Annotated in this window: 19 protein-coding genes; 11 read left to right on the plus strand and 8 right to left on the minus strand. The window is 63.0% G+C overall.

Annotation, left to right across the window (positions count from 1 at the left end):
• Positions 1–42 precede the first annotated feature (42 nt).
• From cpaB to ACR9ZC_RS01955, 5 genes are all read right to left on the minus strand, one after another.
• Positions 43–879, minus strand: coding sequence for a Flp pilus assembly protein CpaB (gene cpaB / locus ACR9ZC_RS01935; RefSeq protein WP_481578898.1), 837 nt, complete (start codon positions 877–879; stop codon positions 43–45).
• Between the two features lie 21 nt (positions 880–900).
• Positions 901–2,331: a P-loop NTPase and SpoVK domain-containing protein gene (locus ACR9ZC_RS01940; RefSeq protein ID WP_481578899.1), complete on the minus strand. Its 1,431-nt coding sequence runs from the start codon at positions 2,329–2,331 to the stop codon at positions 901–903.
• A gap of 41 nt (positions 2,332–2,372) precedes the next feature.
• Positions 2,373–2,915 (minus strand): A24 family peptidase, encoded by a 543-nt coding sequence (locus ACR9ZC_RS01945; protein WP_481578900.1) that lies wholly within the window; start codon positions 2,913–2,915, stop codon positions 2,373–2,375.
• A 231-nt stretch (positions 2,916–3,146) separates the two neighbouring features.
• A complete protein-coding gene (locus ACR9ZC_RS01950; RefSeq protein WP_481578901.1) occupies positions 3,147–3,341 on the minus strand; it encodes a Flp family type IVb pilin in 195 nt (64 codons plus the stop codon).
• Positions 3,342–3,437: 96 nt separating this feature from the next.
• The gene (locus ACR9ZC_RS01955) at positions 3,438–3,608 is read right to left on the minus strand and encodes a Flp family type IVb pilin (RefSeq protein ID WP_481579691.1); all 171 of its coding nucleotides are present in this window, start codon (positions 3,606–3,608) and stop codon (positions 3,438–3,440) included.
• 1,120 nt (positions 3,609–4,728) lie between these two features.
• On the opposite strand from ACR9ZC_RS01955, the gene ACR9ZC_RS01960 reads away from it, so the two are divergent.
• From ACR9ZC_RS01960 to ACR9ZC_RS01970, 3 genes are read left to right on the plus strand one after another with little or no spacing between them, the layout of a single operon-like run.
• Positions 4,729–5,952, plus strand: coding sequence for a glycosyltransferase family 87 protein (locus ACR9ZC_RS01960; protein ID WP_481578902.1), 1,224 nt, complete (start codon positions 4,729–4,731; stop codon positions 5,950–5,952).
• Positions 5,949–7,259 carry a glycosyltransferase family 87 protein gene (locus ACR9ZC_RS01965; RefSeq protein WP_481578903.1) on the plus strand — a complete coding sequence of 437 codons (1,311 nt, stop codon included), beginning with the start codon at positions 5,949–5,951 and terminating at the stop codon, positions 7,257–7,259. Before ACR9ZC_RS01960 ends, ACR9ZC_RS01965 begins: the two co-directional genes overlap by 4 nt.
• A gap of 56 nt (positions 7,260–7,315) precedes the next feature.
• Positions 7,316–8,377, plus strand: coding sequence for a glycosyltransferase family 2 protein (locus tag ACR9ZC_RS01970; RefSeq protein WP_481578904.1), 1,062 nt, complete (start codon positions 7,316–7,318; stop codon positions 8,375–8,377).
• On the opposite strand, the gene ACR9ZC_RS01975 is transcribed toward ACR9ZC_RS01970, so the two are convergent.
• Complete coding sequence (locus tag ACR9ZC_RS01975; protein ID WP_481578905.1) at positions 8,363–9,595, minus strand: glycosyltransferase family 87 protein; 1,233 nt, start codon at positions 9,593–9,595, stop codon at positions 8,363–8,365. The genes ACR9ZC_RS01970 and ACR9ZC_RS01975 overlap by 15 nt on opposite strands.
• A 732-nt stretch (positions 9,596–10,327) precedes the next feature.
• Here ACR9ZC_RS01975 and ACR9ZC_RS01980 point away from each other — a divergent pair.
• The 3 genes from ACR9ZC_RS01980 to ACR9ZC_RS01990 all read left to right on the plus strand — a co-directional run bounded on the left by ACR9ZC_RS01980 (position 10,328) and on the right by ACR9ZC_RS01990 (position 12,744).
• Positions 10,328–11,764, plus strand: coding sequence for a sigma-54 dependent transcriptional regulator (locus ACR9ZC_RS01980; RefSeq protein WP_481578906.1), 1,437 nt, complete (start codon positions 10,328–10,330; stop codon positions 11,762–11,764).
• A 167-nt stretch (positions 11,765–11,931) separates the two neighbouring features.
• Positions 11,932–12,360 (plus strand): DoxX family protein, encoded by a 429-nt coding sequence (locus ACR9ZC_RS01985; protein WP_331566219.1) that lies wholly within the window; start codon positions 11,932–11,934, stop codon positions 12,358–12,360.
• Positions 12,361–12,468: 108 nt separating this feature from the next.
• Complete coding sequence (locus ACR9ZC_RS01990; RefSeq protein WP_331566217.1) at positions 12,469–12,744, plus strand: hypothetical protein; 276 nt, start codon at positions 12,469–12,471, stop codon at positions 12,742–12,744.
• A gap of 20 nt (positions 12,745–12,764) precedes the next feature.
• Here the strand turns inward: ACR9ZC_RS01990 and ACR9ZC_RS01995 are convergent, their stop codons facing one another.
• Together ACR9ZC_RS01995 and ACR9ZC_RS02000 are read right to left on the minus strand one after the other, a co-directional pair.
• The gene (locus ACR9ZC_RS01995) at positions 12,765–14,225 is read right to left on the minus strand and encodes an MFS transporter (RefSeq protein ID WP_481578907.1); all 1,461 of its coding nucleotides are present in this window, start codon (positions 14,223–14,225) and stop codon (positions 12,765–12,767) included.
• A 148-nt stretch (positions 14,226–14,373) separates the two neighbouring features.
• Positions 14,374–15,279, minus strand: coding sequence for a dihydrodipicolinate synthase family protein (locus ACR9ZC_RS02000; RefSeq protein ID WP_481578908.1), 906 nt, complete (start codon positions 15,277–15,279; stop codon positions 14,374–14,376).
• A 203-nt stretch (positions 15,280–15,482) separates the two neighbouring features.
• Here ACR9ZC_RS02000 and ACR9ZC_RS02005 point away from each other — a divergent pair, with 203 nt between their 5' ends.
• The 5 genes from ACR9ZC_RS02005 (at position 15,483) to ACR9ZC_RS02025 (ending at position 19,998) form a co-directional block, all read left to right on the plus strand.
• Positions 15,483–16,475, plus strand: a complete 993-nt coding sequence (locus ACR9ZC_RS02005; RefSeq protein ID WP_481578909.1) for a 4-hydroxyproline epimerase — start codon at positions 15,483–15,485, stop codon at positions 16,473–16,475.
• Positions 16,472–17,602, plus strand: coding sequence for an NAD(P)/FAD-dependent oxidoreductase (locus ACR9ZC_RS02010; protein ID WP_481578910.1), 1,131 nt, complete (start codon positions 16,472–16,474; stop codon positions 17,600–17,602). The genes ACR9ZC_RS02005 and ACR9ZC_RS02010 overlap by 4 nt, the downstream gene beginning before the upstream one ends.
• Positions 17,589–17,897: a (2Fe-2S)-binding protein gene (locus tag ACR9ZC_RS02015; protein ID WP_481578911.1), complete on the plus strand. Its 309-nt coding sequence runs from the start codon at positions 17,589–17,591 to the stop codon at positions 17,895–17,897. Before ACR9ZC_RS02010 ends, ACR9ZC_RS02015 begins: the two co-directional genes overlap by 14 nt.
• Complete coding sequence (locus ACR9ZC_RS02020) at positions 17,894–19,171, plus strand: FAD-dependent oxidoreductase (RefSeq protein WP_481578912.1); 1,278 nt, start codon at positions 17,894–17,896, stop codon at positions 19,169–19,171. Before ACR9ZC_RS02015 ends, ACR9ZC_RS02020 begins: the two co-directional genes overlap by 4 nt.
• Before the next feature lie 65 nt (positions 19,172–19,236).
• Positions 19,237–19,998 carry a helix-turn-helix domain-containing protein gene (locus tag ACR9ZC_RS02025; protein WP_481578913.1) on the plus strand — a complete coding sequence of 254 codons (762 nt, stop codon included), beginning with the start codon at positions 19,237–19,239 and terminating at the stop codon, positions 19,996–19,998.
• The last annotated feature ends 154 nt before the right edge of the window (positions 19,999–20,152 follow it).

Below are 20,152 nucleotides of genomic sequence, written 5' to 3' on the forward strand. Positions count from 1 at the left end.
GCTACGGCGTGTGCCGATCCTCACGCGCCGTACCCTTCGACACTAGAAACATTCGACGCCGCCCGAGATGCCCGAAAGCACGCCGACGCAGTCGCGCTTGACCGGCTCCCGCCGCGCCGCGTAATGCACGCGGGCCGGTTTGACCGGCGCGGCTGCCGATGCCGCAACGGGTGCTACCGGCGAGCCCAGCAAGGTGCTCTTCGTTGCCCCCTTCGTCTGCAGCGTGTCGCCGTCGACCTGCGAGCGCAGCACGAGCGACAGAGTGCCGACGCTGCGGGCGAGATCGAGCTTTTCCGCCTGATCCGGTGTCACCTCGAGCGTGACCGCGTTGACGACCTTCGGCTGCGTGTCGTCGCGGCTCACTTGCTGAGCGACCGCGAGCACAAGGATCTTTTCGAGCACGATCTTGGAAATGCTGTGTTGATCGTTGCTGCTGCCTGGCGCCTGGGTGTTCACGATGACGTCGACATAGTTGCCGGGCAGTGCGAAGCCGGCGACACCGATCACATCGTTTACGCGCACCGTGATTGCACGATCGCCCTTGTTGATGACCGCCGATAGGCCGCCTTTCGTGCCCATGGGCGAGAGCTTCGATTCGAGTACCGGCTCGCCGCGCGTCAGGCTCGAGCGAACGACACGCCCTTCGAGCGACTTGGTGTCCTTGAATGCGCCGGGCGGGACGCTGCCGCTCGGCCAGTTGACGATACGGATCAGGTTGGTGTTGAGCGGTTGGCCGAGGTTGATGTCGTCCATCGCGACGGCGACCGGTGTCAGAGCGCTCGAGGACGTGTGGATGAGCCAACGCGACGCGAACACAACGGCGGCCAGGCCTGCGAGCATGGCTGCCGCTAGCATGATGAGAGCGCGAGAGTTTTTCATGGAAGGACTCCTAACCAATCGTCAAAATGTCGGCTGCTGGGCCGGCGGCATGCCGTTTGCCCTGACACGCATCGTGTTCGCAGGCGAGGGCGGAAACTTTCTTTCGATCCCGGCGTTGGAGCCGAAATAGCTGTGCCAGGCTTCGTCTAGACCTTCGGTGGTCACTTCGCGCGGCGCACCGCGGTAGTCGGCCGAGGCGCTGACGAGAGACAGCAGATCGCGCGGATAGCAGGCGAGAAGCGGTTTGCCGCTTGCCGCGTGCAGCTCGCGCAACAGATAGTCGAAAGCAGACTGTGAAAGCGCCAGGCCGTGGAGGGCGCAGTAGTCCTCGAAGATGGCCCGGTAGTTCTCGGGCGACATCGGCCCCATATGCAGCTTCGAGCCGAGCCGCCGCAAGAACGCTTCGTCGCCGATATCGGCGGGATCGAGATTGGTCGAGAACACGGGCCATACTTCGAACGGTGCCGAGAAGCGCATGCCCGAGTGCAGCGTGAACAGATCGACCCCGCGATCGAGCGGCATGATCCAGCGGTTGAGCAGATCTTGAGCTGCGACGCGCTGGCGGCCCAAATCATCGACGACATACAGGCCCATATTCGCCTTCATGTGCGGCGGTGCCTGATAGAAACCGGCGGATGCGTCGTAACGCAAGTCGAGGCCGTCGAGCGTCAGTTCGCCGCCCGAGATCACGACAGGGCGCTGGCAGATGCGCCAGCGCCTGTCGCCGGGCGTAGCGTTGGTTTGCGGCGCAGCGTCGTGGTGCAGCAGTGGGTCGTACAGCTGAATGATCTCGCCGCTGACATAGATGGCGTAGGGGATAGGTACATCCCCCTGCAGCAGTTGACCGAGCCGCTCCGCAATATAGGTCTTGCCGCTGCCTGCCGGGCCATAGAGCATGAGCGGCCGGCCGGCATTGAACGAGGCACCCGCGGCATCCAGCAGCGTCGGCTCGACGCGAACGTTGGCGAACGCAGCACGCACCTGGTCCCGGCTGACACGCTGATTGCGGATGGCGTGGCCTCGCACCACCTCGACATAGTGTTCGTATGTGACGGGGGCGGGGCCGCAGTACGAGCAGCGAGCCAGTTCCTCTGTGGCGACCGTGCGTCCGGCTGCGGTGAGCCGGAAGTGGACATCGATATCGGTCGCACCGCGATGCGTAATTTCGGCCAGATGCTCGCGAACGAGAAACGCGAGAATGTCTTCGAGCACAGCGATAGGCAGCCGATGGCGTTGCGACAGGTCCGCGAAGCTGGAGCTGCCGTTCAACATCGTCGATTTGAGCACGAGCCTGCCGACGAAGATGGGTGGCAATCCGGTATCGGCAATCGAGCGCGGAGTGCGCAGCAGCGCATGCGAAGGATCGCTGGGCGCATCGCGAACTATCGGTGCATCCAGTGAGGCTTCGTCGAGGTTCGCTGCGCCTCGGTGCTCGATGTTGTATTCGCTCATGTTCTGTCTCCCTCCGATACCCTTTGTGCGAGGCCCGTGCGTCAAACCGCCGCGGTGAAAAGGACGCTCAGCGTTCCCGCTGCGATCGCGACCGCGTAAGGCAGCGACCCAATCGAGGCAATCTGTTGCGATGCGCCGGCGCCTGCGATGTGCGCGGGCCGCAATCCGCGCTGCAGCAGCGTTTGCATGTTGATGAGCAACTGCAGGGTGCGGCGGCGCAGTACCGCGAAGCCGATCGACCAGGCGCCGCCGATGACGAACGTCGCAAGCGTGATCGCCAGCACCAGCTCAGGACCGACCCAGGTACCGATCATCAACAACAGCTTCACGTCGCCGGCTGACGTGCCGCGAACGAGATAGAGCGGAATCAGCAATGCGAAGCCCGTCAGGCCGCCGGCGAGCCAGTTGCCGGCGCCGGCGGTAAGCCCATCGACCCAACCGTGAACGAGCAACGACGTGAGGAGGCCAAGCAGGACCAGCCGGTTCGGGACACGGCGCGCGACGATGTCGGTGCTCGCGGCCGCGACGACGAACAGCGCTACGAAAGCCGGAATCGGCTGAGAGGGGAGAGTCGGAAGCATCATGGTCGGCCTCGGATGATTTCAAATTGCCATTCACTGAATAGCCGCGGAGATTTCGTCGTGAACGAGCTCGAAGAGCGCCTGCAGCGGCTCGTCGCGGCAAAACCGCGAGAGATTCGTCAGTGACACGTTCATTTCTCACCCCGCATCGTTACTCGGCGCTGTACTTGGCAGCGCCTTTTTCCGGCACAACCCGGGCAAACGGATCGATATCGGCCAATACCCGTTGTCGCGTCAAAGCGCATTGCCGATATCGACGAACACCGAATTCAGATTCGTTCCGACGGTGGTGATGGCTGTGATGCAAACGATTGCAATCAGGGCGACCATCAGGCCGTACTCCACCATCGTTGCGCCGTCGTCCGCGCGTGAAAACTCACTGGCCTGTGCGGAAAAACATTGCAATATCGACCGAATTTGCGCAGTCATGATTAACTCCTGTTGGCTCGGTTCAAAAGGTTGCATGCCGCGCGCAGGGGCGGACGAGGCGACATGGCGAATCGCCCGCTCCCTCCGCGTCTTACGTCAAAGGTCGCTGCCGATCTCGACAAATATCGAGTTGAGCTTGTTGCCAACCGTGGTGATGGCGGTAATACAAACGATCGCGATCAGTGCGACCATGAGTCCGTATTCCACCATCGTCGCGCCTTCCTCTTCGCGTGCGAAACGTTTTGCTTGAGCAATGATCGTGTTCATATCGATCTCCGTTAGGATCACTAAACAAATTACCCCTGGCCGCCTGGCTTTGGGACTGAACTGCGGGTGCTGCGGGTGCTGCTGGAACTGCGGGTACTGCGGGTACTGCAAAGAACAAAAGCGCGCTTGCAACATGAGTGCTGCACTCCATACAGCCCACTAGAGATGCATTTGGTGCAGGCTCGAGAGTCGATAGGCTCTCGGGTGTACCCGCGCGAAGCGCGATGCCGTTTTTGAAATGGGAGCTCGAGGAAACCGCGTGGAATGAGCATGCCAGCAAGAGGCACGCTCGTTAGCCGGTCGCGAGACGGCGACCGGTCCTGCGTTGCGGCGACAGAGACGCCGCATCCATGTATCGTTTTTCATGCTTAAGCCCCCCGGCTTATCACTGCCTGGACAACGGCACGTGTGTGCCGTTACCACGGTGCGTCGACAGCTGTTGTCGTCCCCTCGCATGTGCCGCCGTGTGAACGCATCGCGGTGGCACATACTCGGGTTCCCTCCCCGTAGTCTGCCGGCCCTGCCTCTCACGCCCTCGTAGAGCGATGGGATGGGTCGCCTGGTGCTGGTCGACTTCCGTGCGGCGGTTTTTCGCAAGCCCTATGCCATCGGCGCGAGCGCCTTGCCCGCCAAGGGTTGTCCGATTTCGATGAAGCGGAAAAGAGGGCGGCGGCGCACCAGATGTCTCAGGCGTGAGACGGCCGGCGTGACCCCTGCCGGTGCTTGGTACTCGGCGAAAGGCACGCCGCATATCGCTATCGACGGATTGAAGAGGCGCCGGTGGCGTGCCGTGTCTGTCGCACATTTCGCGAAATGGGCGATCCTCGAGCGTCGATTCCGTTCGATCCGCGTTTCATTCTTGATACGCACGTCATGGTGCGTTCGAATGCCGAATCGACGAAGTGTTGGACGCCGTACATTGGCGCGCATATCGATGCGGTTTCGAGGTCAAGCACGACTTGTAAGTCGCGTCGATTTATCTCAACAATGGGCCTTACGCAGTGTGCGGTGGCTGTGGCATCGCGCGGACGCGCAGATAACAACGATTGTCGATATAGCCGACGGACCGAATGCCGAAACGGCTGATCAGAGGTGTGCTATGTATTTTTTGAGTCGGGGGATGAGCGGCTTTGCAGGCGGCTCAGTGAATTGGCTCACGCCGCGTCGGATGACGAGCATGAGCGCGGGGATGGTCACCGTCTATGTCGCATTCATCGCAACGTGGGGGTGGGTCAGCCATGGCTTCGCGATGACGCATGGTGCGCGCCCGGGGATCGATTTCTCGATTTTCTGGGCAGCCTCGCATCTGATGCTGCAGGGGGCGCCGGCACAAGTCTACGAGCACTTCGCGTTTACCAAGGCGCAAATGGACCTCTTCGGAGGCTTTGCCGACGCGTATGCGGTTGGGTGGGTTTATCCACCGTCCTTTTTGGCTGTAGTCACGCCATTTGCGCTATTGCCGCTGCCCATCGCCTATTTGCTTTTCATCGCCGGGGGCGTGTGGCTTTATACATCGGCGACGTTGCGCGCGTCGAACATCGCCCATGCGCTTGGCGGAAAACGTGCCGCCGCGCTCGTGATTGCCGCTGCGCCCGGCGTATTCGTGGCAGCCGTGATCGGCCAGAATTCACTCGTGACGGCCGCGTTGGCGGCGTTGGCCATGACGCGCATCGCCCAAAGGCCGGTGATGGCCGGCGTGTGTATCGGGTTGCTTGCCATCAAGCCGCAAATGGCCATCGTGTTTCCGTTCGTGTTGATCGCCGCGCGCGCGTGGAAGGTATTGGCGGTGGCCGCGTTGACCGCAATAGCCGTGACTGCCGCCGGCGTTGTCATCTGCGGGCCGCAGTCGCTTCCCTCGTTCTTCGTGAATGCCAACGTATTGCGCGATGCGTTACTCGATCATGGCGGCCAGGGCTTTTGGTTCGCATCGCCAACGGCGTTCTCGGCATTGCGTCTCGCGGGTTTGCCCGTCGTTGCGGCCTATGCCGGCCATGTACTGGTGGCTGCTGTCGCAATAGGCTCCGCTTGCCATGTCTGGCGGAACTGTCGCGATGTCCGACTGCGCGCTGCCATCTTGAGTATTGCCGCGTTGCTTGCGAGCCCCTATGTCTGGCATTACGAGCTCGCATGGTTGGGCATTGCGCTCGCCTGCATCGCGGCCATGGCGTTCGACACGGGATGGCTGCGCGGTGAAAAGACCGCTTGGCTGCTCGGCTGGTTGCTGCCGATCTACGAGCATTTCAATCGCTTGACGATGTTGCCTCAGCTTGGGCCGCTCATATTGCTGGTCCTGCTGTGGATGGTTCTGCAACGCGCGAGCGCCAGTGTCGGGAGCGAACAATGAGCGAAGTGGCGATGAATCTGAGAGCGAGGGTGCGCGCCATTGGCACGACGCTGCGCGAACACACGCATAGCCGGCGCGCCGCGCATTGGCTTACGCCGGAGCGCCTGCACTTTTATTCGATTGGCGCACTGACCTGCTATGCCTTCTTCGTATCGATCTATCTCGTGAGAGTCATCTGGACATCTCATGAGTACCTGAGTCCACTCGCGATGGACTTTGTCCCGTTCTGGAGTGCCTCGCATCTGAGTCTGCAGGGACATGCCGTCGATGCATACAACTTTGCGGTGCTGAACAAAGTGGAAAGTGCCGCGTTGGGGCATCCGGCGGGCATGCTGCCGTGGCTTTATCCGCCGAGCTTTCTGCTCGTGGTGTACCCGTTCGCTTTGCTGCCGTGGAAAATTGCCGCGATCTTGTTTCTCGGCACCACTTACCTGATGTTCGTCAAGGCGATCCGCGTCATTGTCGAACGTCAGGCGGCGGTGATCGTAGCCACGGCCTTCCCCGGTGCGCTGCTCGTTTCGTTGGCGGGGCAAAACGGACTTCTGACGGCTTCGCTCGTGGCGTTCGGCCTGGCGATGCTGCCGCGCCGGCAGATCCTTGCCGGCCTCTGTTTCGGAATACTGTGCGTGAAGCCGCAACTGGCCGTCCTGATCCCGTTTGCGCTGTTGTGCTCGAGGTCGTGGCGCGCCCTCGGCACACTCGTGGTGACGGCGCTCGCGATGTTGACGATGTCGGTCGCGTTGTTCGGCGCGCAAACGCTGACTGCCTTTCTACACAACATGGGCATGGCCGCTGGATACGTCGAAACCGGCCACGCGGCCCTCAACCGCATTCCGTCCGCCTATTCACTCGTCACGATGATCCATGGCCCGACGATGTTGGCGAACGCCGCACAAGCTGTCTCCATACTGCTGGCTACCGGTGCAGTGGTGTACGCGTGGTCCCGCCGTGCCCCGCATTCACTTCGCGCGGCAACGCTTGTATGCGCATCGTTGATGGTCAGCCCTTATCTCTATGACTATGACCTGGCGTGGCTCGGCGTTTTCATTGCGTGGTATGTGAAACACGCGATGCGATACGGATGGCGGCCGTTGGAGCGGGAGTGGCTGATCGTACTCTGGCTGATGCCGTTGTTTGGCATCTTGATCGTCGGCGATCTCCATTTTCAGTTCATGCCACTGATTCTTGCCGCGACGCTTTTCGTCGTGGTGCGCCGCATTGCTAGCGAGCGTCGCGCAGCGGGCGGGGCGCAACGTGCGACGGGCAATGGAAGCGTTGATGCGCGTCCGGCGGGCTCATCGAGCTGAACGGCTCGCAAGGCCACACAACGTACGACAACAAGATGCAAACGACGGGGGGAATCATGTCATTGCATATCGGTAAGCCACTGGTTTCGATGATTGTGCCGTTCTATAACGAAGAACCGGCTGTCGAAGTGTTTTTCGCTACGCTCGTTCCCGTGCTCGAAGCAATTCAGACGATCCGGTTCGAGATCGTCTGCATCAACGACGGCAGTAGTGACGGCACGCTGGATAAGCTCGTCGCGGTGAGCGCCCGCGATGCGCGCGTGCGCGTAATCGATCTCAGCCGCAACTTCGGCAAGGAAGCCGCGCTGACCGCTGGCCTGGACGAAGCGGCCGGCGATGCGGTCATTCCGATCGATGCGGATTTGCAGGACCCGCCGAGCCTGATCCCCGTCATGGTTGCTCACTGGTTCGAGGGAGCCGAGGTGGTGGCTGCCAAACGCAGCTCCCGCGCTTGCGACACGTTCGCCAAGCGCGTGACGGCCGGGCTCTATTATCGCGTTCATAACGCGCTGTCCGAGCTGAAGTTGCCCGAGAACGTCGGGGACTTTCGCCTGATGGACCGGGCCGTCGTCAATGCACTGCGCAGCCTGCCGGAACGCCGCCGTTTCATGAAGGGCTTGTTCGCCTGGGTGGGATTCAGGACCGTCATCGTCGAGTACGAGCGCGAAGCGCGTAGTGCGGGTCAATCGAAGTTCTCGGGATGGCGGCTTTGGAATTTCGCGCTGGAGGGCATTACGAGCTTCAGCACCGTGCCGCTGCGCAGCTGGACTTATATCGGTCTTGCGATCGCCTCGCTCTCGTTCGCCTATGGCGGGTTCGTCATCGGGCGTACGTTGTTGTTCGGCAATCCGGTCCCCGGTTATTCATCGTTGCTTTCGGTATTGCTGTTTCTAGGCGGAATCGAGTTGATCGGCGTGGGCGTGGTAGGCGAGTATGTCGGACGCATCTATCACGAAACGAAGGAGCGTCCTATCTATCTCGTGCGCCGGCGCTATCAGGCGCGCAAGAAGGTCAGCACACTGCCTGTGAATCGCCTTGCGTCGCGCCCGGTTCATCCGGCGCGGACCGATCAGGCGCGCCGGCCCGTTGCGCTGCGCGCTCGTTCAGTCGGCCGTTGATGCGACAGGCGTCGGCACCGACGAAACCGCCGAGGGCTCGCCTCGCGCCATCAAATGGCGCCGCACGATTACCGCGAGCATGGCGATCAGCACTGCTGGAGCCAGTTCGCACGGGAACTTGAAGAACACCGCGAGGATGGCCTGGACCGGCAGGAGCCACGCCGCCAGGATAACTGTCCATTCCACACGATCCAGGGCAGCGATCTTGCCGTCGCGAAGCAAAAAGACGATCGGCACGACGAGCCAGCACAGGTCGTAGAACATGAAATACGGTTGAACGAGCAGCGTCGTCACCACGAGCGCGGCGGCACGCAACGCGTATCGTGCGCCGCGGAGCCAAAGAAACGCCATGGCGGCGACCGCGGGCAACGCGACGAGCGCTTGAACCGTGTAGGCCGCCGCCACTGGCAGGCCCAGCACTCTCGACATGGCGAAAACGGTCGGCATGCCGGTCCACAGAGAGCCGCCGTGTTCGACTACGACGTGATTGAAGATTGGCAGGAAACCCGCGAACGCACTCCAGACGCCGCGGCCCAGCAGTACGACGCTGAGCGCGACGAATGCCGCGGTGCCCGCACCGGCAGCGATCATCGCCTTCCATTGGCGTGCGCATAACAGCGCCAGCGGAAACAGCACGCCCAGTTGCGGTTTGATCGCCAAAACGGCGATGCAAAGCCCGGCGGCTACCGCGCGGCGCGGCAAGAACACGAGAGCAAAGCCGGCCGCTGCCGTGGTCAGAAGCGAGTTCTGCCCGGCAATCAACGTGGCCAGGACGCCCGGGAACGCCGCCAAGAAGACGAGCTGCGGCCGTTCCAGACCGCGGGCCATGCTGCGCAGCATGAGCGCATAGATGGCAATGCCCGCAGCGGCAAAGAGCGCAAAGGCGATGCTGTAAGGCAGGAGTCCGAACGGGATGATCAGGAGGAGGAACGGCGGCGGGTAGGGCCAAGGCGCGGCGTTGTGCAGCCTGGAGACGGTCGATTCCACGGCGACTAACATCTGCGGGGAGAACACCGCGGCAGCCCCATGCTCCAGCGTCACGCGCGCAGCCGACCAAAAAACCTCGAAATCCCATGCCAGAATGGGCGCTTGTGGCTCGTTCAGCACGAAATAGCGCAGGTCCCAGATCCCGATGAGAAGCAGTTGTGCGATGAGCGCCGTTGCGGCGTAAAGCGTAATGCGGCTCGAGCCGCGATGGTTGTGCAATGTAGTAGCCATCCCATCCCCCGATACTGTTTGAAACGCCTTAGGTTGTTCTTGGGTTGAAATCGATTGTCTTTTAATGAGCCGGGTCCGTGAAACTACACCGGTCCTGAGCGCCGCAGCTATCAGAAGCCTATGACATCCGTTTGAGACAACTGTCCCGAGTGCTGGCGCCCAACCGGTTCATTTCGGGATTTGCATAAAAAGCATGGTCGTACGCTACCACTTCCGTCTTTCGACGTTCGGCCCGCCGATTTGCCACGATCGAGATTAAAAAGTCCGGCTAATTCAGTATGTCCGCTACCTAACACGTAGAAATTCCCGTCCGTATTTGACCTACCGGTAATTTTCCTATGGAAATTCCGTTCGCTCTCGTATATGTTGCAGTGCATGAGGGTTTGAAACGTGCGGTGTGCAGTGCGTCTCGAGACGTGACGGTTGCACTCCAAAGCACGAACGAGAGAAAGAACTCCGAGGATAAAAGGGTAGGCACAGGCATGAGTTCGGTCCCAATGGATCTTGGGGGGCCGCCTTTCGCTTCTGTGAAATCGGACGTCCCGACCAATCGAGGGGGGACGAAACAGGCAGGGTCGCTCAGACGACTCGCCGCAGCGATGACGAACGAATTCGGATATAGCGCAAGAGCGGCTGGTTACCGAAGTTGATCGTCGTCAATATTGAATCGATGCGAACCAATTAGCTTTGGGCTCGCAAGGCGCATGCGCATCGATACCGGGGAGCAGCACCATGCCTGACGTTTTGAATCCGCTGAAGGCGGAACGTACGGTTCTTTTCGTCTCGCTGAAGTCAGATCCGCTCAGCGTCGACGGCCTAGTGATGGCCGGCTGGCACGTCGTACATGCCAAGGCGGCACCTCAGGTCGAGCGGCTGCTCGAACGGGGTGCGGTCCGGGTGGGGGTGGTCTCGTTACCGCCCGACGTCACCGACGACCAACTGGCCGAGCTCGAAAGCTGCGTCTGTCATACCGAAGCGACGTGGGTTGCGCTCGTACGACGAGGGCAGGCCGATCTACCGTCGGTCAGACGGTTCATCGTCGATTACTGCTTCGACTTCGTGACGATGCCGTGCGGCGACGAGCGGCTCGCCATCGTGCTGGGGCATGCGCATGGGTTGTCCACGCTGCGCCTCAAAGCGACGGAGGCGCCGCCCGCGGCCGGTTGCTGCACGATGGTCGGAAGCAGCGCACCGATGCAGCAGCTTTATCGCGGCGTCGAAAAGTGCGCGCGCAACGATGCTCCGGTGTTCATCGCCGGCGAATCCGGTACCGGCAAGGAGTTGACGGCCCACGCTATTCACGAGCGCTCGGCCCGTGCGGGCAAACCGTTCGTGGCAATCAATTGCGCGGCGATTCCTCCGTCGCTGCTGCAATCCGAACTGTTCGGCCATGAGCGTGGTGCATTCACGGGCGCATTGCAACGGAAAATCGGCCGCATCGAAGCGGCTGACGGCGGCACGCTTTTCCTCGATGAAATCGGCGACATGCCGCACGAGTGCCAGGCCGTGCTGCTGCGCTTTCTCCAGGAAGGGACGATCGAGCGGCTCGGTGGCAATGGCTCTGTCCATGTCGATGCGCGGATCATCTCGGCGACGCACGTCGATCTCAATCAGGCCATGGAGGAGGGTCGGTTCCGCACGGACCTCTTTCACCGGTTGTGCGTGTTGCGGCTCGACGAGCCACCGTTGCGCGAGCGCGGGCACGACATCAAACTGCTCGCTTACCATGCGCTCGCGCTGCACAAGCGCGACGGCGCACGCAAGATTCGCGGTTTTTCGAGCGATGCCGTGGCCGCGATGTTCAATTATGCGTGGCCCGGCAACGTGCGTGAGTTGATCAATTGCGTGCGGCGGGCAGTGGTCATGGCCGAGGGACGGTTCATCACCGCTGCAGATCTCGGGCTCCCGGACGCCGGGCCGAGGGCAGGGCGTACGCTTGCCGAAGTGCGCTGCGAAGCGGAGCGTGCAGCGATACGCGAAGCGCTCGCGCGCCACGCCTACAGCCTATCCAGTGCGGCGGCCGAGTTGGGTGTTTCACGCGCCACGCTGTACCGGTTGCTCAACGCGATGGGGCTGCGCTCCGAAGGCCCTCTCATTCGTCCTCTCAGCGTATTCGGCGCGGTTCACACCGAGGAAGGCGACGCAGCGCACAGCCAGCAGGTCGCCTAACACGCGGGGCTTTCTCACGGCCCCGCCTTTTACATTTTCTTTCGGTCTTTACCGCTTCAGGAACGCGCGGCGCTTGGAAAACTCCGGCGCACCGCATATCCTGTCCAACAACGCGGGCAGCGACGCCCGCTTTTTCATTTGCTCGATCGAAGAAGGAGAAGGTATTCATGACGCGTCCCGTCGATTCCGGCGTCATTTTCATCGCTCGTCTCGCACTTGCCGTGCTGTTCCTGTGGGGCGGGGTGATGAAATTGCTCGGCTATGCCGGCTTCGTGGGCTACCTGCACACCAAAGGCGTTCCTTTCGTCCAGATCGCGGCGCCGATCGCGACGGCGGTCGAAGCGCTCGGTGGGCTGATGCTCGTGCTCGGACTCTGGACGCGGCCCCTCGCGCTCGGTATGGCTGTGTACACGATTTTGACGGCCGTGCTGGGACACGATTTCTGGAACGTCGTCGATCCGACGATTCAGCACGATATGGTCATCCACTTCTGGAAAAACGTCTGCATCGCGGGCGGCTTCCTCTTGCTGTTCGTGACCGGGGCGGGCGGCATCAGCGTCGATGCGGCCCGCGCGCCCAAACGGCATTTGCTCTGACGTTCGGGCGTCGCCGGTCCGGTACCTCCATTGGCGTACGGTGTTCACGCACGGAAATTGCTCGGTAGAACATAACGTCCGCTGTGGCGCCATGAGGAGGGCATTGCGATGATCGAAAACTTCGAGCAGATGATCGACGGCCAGCCGATGCGGTTCTGCGCGAGCCTCGGCGAGGACGATGGGGCTCACCACCGAGTAATCATCAGCCGCGACGATTCCGCCGAAACGCTGGTCATATTCGATGCCGAGGGCATGCTGGGCGCGCTGAAGGCCGATATCGCTCCGCCGGATAAGTTGATCGCCCATGCTATTCGCAAGGCGCTCGACGAAGGTCTCATCGAGCGAGCACTCGACACCGGCACGATCCAGAACGCTTCACTTTGATGGAGCCCCGGCCGCTGGGATCAGCGGCCGCCCTGAACGCCGGCCTCGTCCGTTGCGCGAGCAACCGAACGTTCGCGCGCATGTGCGTCGGGGTGGATGAAGCGGCTGAGCATCACCCCGGCGACAAGCAAGCCTGTCGCGATCGCAGCCGATACCTGCAAACCGTGCATGACACCGTCTGATCCCGCCCCTCCGGCAAGCGCACCGAATGCCGCCACCCCGAGTGCGCCGCCCGCCTGGCGCGCGGTATTGAGCAGCGCCGATGCGGTTGCGGCCCGTTTCGGATCGACGGAAGCGAGAATGGCCGTCGTCATGGCCGGAACGGCCAAGCCCATTCCGCCGGGAATCAGCAAGAACGGTACAAGAAGCAGCGGAAACGGCGTGTTGGCCTGCGTGGCATGGAGCAGTGCATAGCCTAGCGCACCCAGCGCGGCCCCGAGCATCATCGGAAAGCGGGGGCCACGCTTGGCGACGATCCAGCCGCTCGCGACGTTCGAGAACAGAAACCCACCGGTCAACGGCAAAAACGCCAGCCCCGCCTCGAGCGGCGTATCGCCTCGCACGCGCTGCAGATAGAGGCTCAGCACGAACACCATGCCGTAGTACGCCATATTGACGCAAATGCCGAAAACGACTGCGGCACTGAACGTCGCATCGCGAAACAGGAAAAGCGGCAGCATCGGTGCGGCGGTCCGTGCTTCCACGAAGAGCAGTGCCAGGGCGGCGAGTACTGCCGTCGCGAAGCCGGCGATGACGAGCGGATGCGCGAGGCCCAACGGACGCAACTCGATCACCGCGGCGGTGAAAGCCGTCAGCGCGACGACCGAGAGCAGTTGCCCGGGCAGATCGATGCCGATTTTTTCGCCCTTGTGCCGACGCGCGGCGGCATCGAAGCTGCGCGGTATCCAGAAACGGATGGCCAGCAAGCCCGCGGCGCAGACGGGCAGATTCACGAGAAAGATGCTGCGCCATCCCCATGCCGCGATCAACATGCCGCCGAGTACCGGCCCGGCTGCGATCGAAATCGCGCCCGATGCGGTCCAAAGGCCGACCGCCCGTGCGCGCAGGTCCGGGTCGTGACTGCAAGCCCGGTTGAGCAATGCCAGGGAATTGGGCAGCATGGCCGCCGCACTGACGCCTTGCACCGCGCGCGCCGCAATCAGCGCTCCCGCGCCGGGGGCGAGCCCACAGGCGGCCGACGAAAGCGCGAAAAGCGCCAGTCCCCAGGCGAACAGCCGCCGCGGACCGAAGCGGTCGCCGAACACGCCTGCCGAAAGCATCAGTACGGCGAAGGCCAGCGTATAGGCATCGACGATCCATTGCAGCTCCGAAACGGGCGCATGCAGCCGGCTGCCGATGTTCGGCAAGGCGACGTTGACGATCGTCACGTCGAGTTGCGTGACGACGAAGGCGACGCTGACCGTGGCCAAAACGAGCGCGATCGTCTTCGTGAAGGAAGGGGAAGTAGTGGTCGTGTCCATGAGGCCGATGTTAGCGAAGCGATCCGGGCGACGTTTCGGTGTTGCCTGAAACGTCGGATGCACGCCACCCGCCTCGATGCCGCGCTTCGCGCCGGCGGCCGGCGCCGGGCGAAGTACGCGACAGCCGGCTGTCGCCGGTTCCCGTCGATCAGAAGGCGGGCAGTTGCGGCCGCGTTTCGAGCGACTTGCGGATCAGAGCTTCGACACTGGCCCGCTCGTCGCCGGCGAGCGGCAACCGCGGCGGGCGCACGGGCTCGGTCCCGAGCCCTACGATCGTTTCGGCCAATTTGATGTTTTGCACGAGCTTGACCGAGACGTCGAGCGCGAGCAACGGGGCGAACCAGCGATAAATCTTGATGGCTTCTTCGATACGCCCTTGCTGAACGAGGCGATAAATCGCCACCGTTTCATGCGGAAAGGCACAGACGAGTCCGGCTACCCAGCCATGCGCGCCCATCAGCATCGCTTCGACAGCCAGATTGTCGACACCGCACAGAATCGAGTAGCGCTGGCCCACTTCGTTGATGAGATCTGTCACGCGCCGCACGTCGCCGCACGATTCCTTGATCGCCACGATCTTTGGCTCGTCGGCGATTTCGGCGAACATTTCGGGGGTCATGTCGACGCCGTAGGCGAGCGGGTTGTTGTAGATCATCAGGGGCAAAGGGCTCGCCTTCGCGATGCTGCGGAAATGATGCAGCGTCTCCCGCCGGTCGGAGAGGTAACGCAGGCCGGGCAAGACCATATAGCCGGCAGCGCCGTGCGCGGCGGCCCGCTCGACCTGACGGCAGCCGTCGAGCGTGCTGTTTTCGGCGATCGTCAGCAAGACGGGCACGCGGCCGCGTGCGGCCTGAACCGCGATATCGAGCACTTCGAGCTTCTCGTCAAGCGAGAGCGTCGAGGCTTCGCCGAGCGAGCCGCAGACGATGATGCCGTCGACACCGGCGTCGATCTGCGCCTCGATATTCTTCGCCGTCCACGCGCGGTCTATGCTGAAATCCTCGTGAAACTTGGTCGTCACCGCGGGTAATACACCCTTCCATCCTTGTGCCATCTTTTCTCTCCAGAGCGAGGCCGATACAGGGAAACCATTTCGGCAGTGTAAGCAGCGCTCGCCGCCGAGTCTTGCGCGGATCGCGCATTCGCGATGCCGATTTCGGCACAAGGTCCCCAGAGCGCAGGGTATGCCGAAATCGGCATCCGGCACGCGCAACGGTACCAAGACGGACTGCCGCGCAGGTTCCTACCATTTGCCACATGAAGACACTACATATCATCGATTCGCATACCGGTGGCGAGCCCACGCGCCTCGTCGTATCGGACGGCCCGGATCTCGGCAACGGCCCGCTTCACGAGCGGCTCGAGCGGCTGCGCACCCACCACGACGGCTGGCGCGCGAGCATCGTGACGGAACCGCGCGGGTCCGACGTCGTCGTCGGCGCACTGCTATGCGAGCCCCACGACCCGAGTTGTACGGCTGGCGTCATCTTTTTCGACAACGTCGGCTATCTCGGCATGTGCGGCCACGGCACGATCGGGCTCGTTGCATCGCTCGCCTATATGAAGCGGATCGCACCGGGCGCGCATCGCATCGAGACGCCGGTCGGAATCGTGGAGGCGACGCTCAACGCCGATCGCAGCGTCTCGGTGCGCAATGTGCCCGCATACCGGTACCGCCATGCGGTAAGCGTGGACGTGCCCGGCTACGGCCAGTTGACCGGGGATATCGCGTGGGGCGGCAATTGGTTTTTCCTCGTGTCGGATCACGGCCATGAACTTGAACCGGCACGTATCGCGGAGCTGACGGCATTCACGCACGAGGTTCGCGAAGCGCTCGCCGCCGCGGGCATCACCGGCGCGAACGGCGCGTATATCGACCACATCGAGCTTTTCGGACCGGGCTCGCGCGAAGGTATCGATAGCCGGAACTTCGTGCTCTGTCCGGGCGACGCCTATGACCGTTCGCCCTGCGGCACGGGTACGAGTGCCAAACTCGCGTGCCTTGCAGCGGACGGCAAGCTCGCGCCCGGTGCGCGCTGGCGACAGGAAAGCATTATCGGCAGCGTGTTCGAGGGGTCCTATGCGCTCGACGCGAATGACGAAAGTCAGGGCGAAAGCGGCAGCCGCGAGGCGCCCGGCTCGATCGTGCCGACGATCACCGGACGCGCGCACATCATGGCGGACGGCAAACTCTGTTTCGAAGACGACGATCCCTTCGCGGCCGGCATTGCGTTGACTCGGGGCGTATGAGCGCCGATGCGATCGTCATCGGCGCGGGGATCGTCGGCGCCGCGTGTGCCGCGGAGCTGGCGGCGCGAGGAATGACCGTACAGGTGCTCGACGCGGCCGGCATCGGTGGCGGCGCGACCGCAGCCGGCATGGGGCATATCGTCGTCATGAACGATTCCGCGGAGGAGCTTGCGCTTTCGCGCTATTCGCGGGATTTGTGGCTCGAGCTCGCACCGCAGCTGCGCGAGCTCGACGCGTTTCGCCGCTGCGGCACCCTCTGGGTCGCGGCCGACGAGCACGAGTGGCAAGCCGCATGCGCGCTGCAGGCGACGTTCGCGCAGCGCGGCGTGAGCGCCGAACTGCTCGATCGCCATGCGTTGCGCAAGTGCGAGCCCGCCTTATCGCCGGAAATGGCGGGTGGCTTGCTCGTAGCGGACGACAGCATCGTCTATGCGCCACGCGCGGCTCAGTGGTTGCTGACGCAATCGTCAGGAGCACGAACTATCGGCGTGCGCACGGGCGCGGAAGCGATCGGCGTCAGCGCCCAAACGGTCACGCTCGCGAATGGCGAGCGCTTGAGCGCGGCCTGCGTTGTCGTGGCCAATGGCATGCAGGCGCGGCGCCTCGTCCCGTCGTTGCCGATGGAACCGAAGAAAGGGCACTTGCTTGTCACGGATCGCTATCCGGGATTCATCGCACATCAGTTACTCGAGCTCGGCTATATCGACAGTGCGCATCAGGCCAGCGGTACCTCGGTCGCATTCAACGCGCAGCCTCGGCCCACCGGGCAATTGCTGCTGGGCTCGTCGCGTCAGTTTTCGACAACGAGTCCCGAGGTCGAGTTGGACGTGCTCGCGCAGATGCTTGCCCGATGCGCGCGCTATCTGCCCGGGCTGACGCAATTGAACGGGTTACGCGCGTGGACCGGTTTTCGGGCAGCCACGCCCGACGGACTGCCGCTCATTGGAAACGCGGGCCCGGGTGCACCCGGTGTGTGGATCGCGGCGGGGCACGAAGGGTTGGGTGTGACGACTTCGCTTGCCACGGCCAAACTCCTGGCTGCGCAAATACTCGGTACGGAGCCCGCGATCGATTCGTACCCGTACCGCCCCGAACGCTTTAGGGGGAGTGCACATGTTCACGCGTGACAAGCTATCCCCTGCCGCGCATGCACGCGACGACGCGATGGCCGAGTTGAACGTCACGATCGATGGCGTGAACGTCGGCGTCGCACGCTACACGACGGTCGCGGCGGCGCTCGCCATGGCGCAAGGCATCGGAGCCACGCGTGTGTCGGTCGGCGGGATGGCGCGTGCACCGTTTTGCGGGATGGGCGTGTGTCAGGAGTGCCGCGTCACGGTCGATGGGCGCGCCTACGTGCTGGCATGCCAGACGGTTTGCCGCGACGGCATGCGGGTCGAGACGGAGCACGCGCCTCGATGAAATTGGACTTCGATATCGTCGTGGTTGGCGCGGGACCCGCGGGGCTCGCGGCGGCCTGCGAAGCGCTCCGGCTGGGCAAGCGGGTAGCCATCGTCGACGACAACCCCCGCCCAGGCGGCCAGATTTGGCGTCAGGGACCGCACACGCAAGCTTCGCCGCCCATGCGTCGAATGTCGGGCGCGTTGGAGACGGCCCAGAACGCGACGATACTCGCGGCGACGCGTGTCGTTGCGGCGCCGGTACCCCAGGCGCTGCTATTGGAGTCCGACGACGGTACCGCGCGGTATGTTTCATACTCCGACCTGATATTGGCCACGGGCGCACGCGAGCGGTTGCTGCCTTGCGCGGGCTGGACGCTGCCGGGCGTCACGGGGGCGGGTGGCCTGCAGGCGCTCGTCAAAGGTGGGATGCCGGTGCGGGGAGAACGCGTCGTGATCGCCGGCACGGGGCCGCTTCTCATGGCTGCCCTCGCAACGGCGCGCGCGGCCGGTGCGAACGTCGTCGCCGTGGTCGAACAGGCACCGCTCGCTTCGGTTCTGCGCTTTGGGCTGTCGCTCGCCGCAACGCCTTCCAAACTTTGGCAGGCCGTGCGATTGACGCGCGGCTTTGCGGGCCTCGCCTATTGGCCGGGTAGTGTGGTCCGCGAAGTACGCGGAGAAGGCCGCGTCGAAAGCGTCGTCGTGCGCCGGGGCATGCGCGATGTCGTGCTCGAGTGCGATCGGCTTGCTTATGGCTATGGGCTCGTGCCGAATCTGACTTTGGCATTGGCGCTCGAGTGCGATATTCGAGCCGGCGCGATCGCCGTCGACGAGCGTCAGCGCACCAGCATGGCGCACATCTGGGCTGCCGGCGAATGCACGGGTATCGGCGGCGCCGAGCTTGCCTGCGTGGAAGGGCGCATCGCGGGCCTGGCCGCGAGCGGCGTGCCCATACCGCCCGCACTCGTTCGGACGCGCGAGCGATGGCGCCGCTTCGCGGCACGTCTCGACGAAGCATTCGCACTCGGCGAAGCGGCGCGCGAGCAGCCCGCGAACGATACGCTCTTGTGCCGTTGCGAGGATGTGCCGATCGGCGCCGTTGCCGGGTATGCGAATTGGCGCGATGCCAAGTTGCATACCCGGTGCGGGATGGGGCCATGCCAAGGACGCATTTGCGGCACGGCGGCTCAAGTCTATTTCGGCTGGGACAGCGCGCCGCCGAGACCGCCGTTCATACCGGCGCGCATCGGCACGCTGCTCCAGGCCGCGCCGGCGGATCGCGCGCGCACCCTATAATCGGGCGATCTTCGATTGCCGCACGCGACGCGTAAGCGATTCGCCCGAAATGGACGTTGCCGCCGATGCTTTCCCTTCCCGAGATGCCCGCCGCCGCGACGCTAGCGGACATGTTGCCGTTCTTCGCGCAATTGGAGCCTGTCTTCGATGCACTTCCCGATGTCGTGTTCTTCGTCAAGGACGAGCGAACCCGCTATGCGCTCGTGAATCGGACCCTGGCCTCCCGTTGCGGCTGCAAGGAAAAGGGCTCGCTGATCGGAAAGACGACGGAAGAGGTGTTCCCGAGCCGCTTCGCCAGCACTTATATGGCTCAGGATCGTGCGGTCCTCGAAGGTGGGCCGCCAATGATGGATCAGCTCGAACTGCATCTCTATCCGGGCCGTCAACCGGGTTGGTGTCTGAGTTCGAAGGTTCCATTGCGCAACAGCGCCGGCGCGATCGTCGGCCTGGCCGGCATATCGCGGGACCTGAAGGCAAACGAGAAAACGCATCCGGCTTATTCGCGCCTGGCGGCGGTCGTTCAACATATTCAGGAGAACTACGTTCGGCCGTTGAACCTGACGTATCTTGCCGAAATGGCCGGCATGTCGGTGGCGCAACTGGAGCGCTACTTTCACAAGGTGTTTCATCTCACGCCGCGGCAGGTGCTGCTGAAGACCCGGCTCGACGCGGCTACCGCGTTGCTGGTGTCCAACGACAAAGTGACCGACGTGGCCGCGCTGTGCGGCTATACGGACCACAGTGCGTTCACGCGACAGTTCAAGGCTACCGTGGGCGTCACGCCCAGCGAATATCGGACATTGCTCATCAGCGGTGGCGCACGTTGACCGATACAGCCGGCGCGGCTGCCCTTTCATGCAATATTTGCACCGTAATGTGGAAAAACAAAAGGAGTCTGATCCGAATTGCGGCGAGCCGCTAACTTCTGACGGATTCGCGCTGATGCTATTCGGCACCGTCTCTTGACGCTGGCCCGGCCGC

The sequence above is a fragment of the Trinickia sp. HAY1-2D genome (assembly GCF_056754935.1).